2 protein-coding genes are annotated in these 637 nt (G+C 60.8%); one reads left to right on the top strand and one right to left on the bottom strand.

Going from position 1 to position 637, the window contains the following annotated elements; all coding sequences use genetic code 11:
• The first annotated feature begins 52 nt into the window (after positions 1-52).
• Complete coding sequence (locus AC1DLB_RS31525) at positions 53-196, top strand: (2Fe-2S)-binding protein (protein ID WP_477786471.1); 144 nt, start codon at positions 53-55, stop codon at positions 194-196.
• Here AC1DLB_RS31525 and AC1DLB_RS31520 read toward each other — a convergent pair.
• Positions 156-593 carry an acyl-CoA thioesterase gene (locus tag AC1DLB_RS31520; protein ID WP_019582115.1) on the bottom strand — a complete coding sequence of 146 codons (438 nt, stop codon included), beginning with the start codon at positions 591-593 and terminating at the stop codon, positions 156-158. The two genes, AC1DLB_RS31525 and AC1DLB_RS31520, sit on opposite strands and share 41 nt — an antisense overlap.
• Positions 594-637: the final 44 nt, after the last annotated feature.

Here is a 637-nt window from a genome sequence, read left to right as displayed (position 1 = left end):
GCACGTCCCGCAGGATGTTGTCGACCAACCCCTCCATGGGCGCCAAAGCAATTTGCATGAAAAACACACTCAACGAAAAACGTGCGGCAGTTTACTGGTTTCGGCGTGCAGAAGGTATTTCGTCAGACCGGGCGGTGGCAAATGTGCGGACTGTGTCAGCTTGGAACTTGCAACGCCGAGCCATAGCCCTCGATGAATTCCGCCGGCATGCGCTTGGGCTTGCCGGTCGACAGTTCGATGCACACGAACGTGGTCTGCGCCCGCAGCAACGTCGAGTTGTCACTGGGGCGGATCAGCTGGAAGTGTCGGGTCATTCTCAGGCGCTGATCCCAATCGACGATCCAGGTCGCCAGCTGCAGCTCATCGCCTTCGTAGGCCGCCGCCAGGTAATCAATCTCGTGTCGCACCACCGCCATAGCCCGGTCCAGCCGCCGATACTCGACCAGGTCCAGACCCAGCCGCTGCGAGTGACGCCAGGCACAGCGCTCGAGCCAGGTCACGTACACCGCGTTGTTCGCGTGGCCCAACCCGTCGATGTCTTCGGCGCCCACTTCCAGATCAATGATAAACGGCGTTGCCCGATCCCAGCCCATGCCCCACTCCCGGTCAGATTATTTCGACCGGGGCAGTGTAACGG

The sequence above is a fragment of the Pseudomonas sp. 05N434 genome (assembly GCF_056396965.1).
The sequence above is the reverse complement of the archived record's forward strand: the minus strand, read 5'-3'. Positions and strand labels throughout refer to the sequence as shown.

Bases quoted from the DNA above. Each gene is read 5' to 3' on its own strand.
- AC1DLB_RS31520 (WP_019582115.1), bottom strand. From the start codon at position 593: ATGGGCTGGGATCGGGCAACGCCGTTTATCATTGATCTGGAAGTGGGC.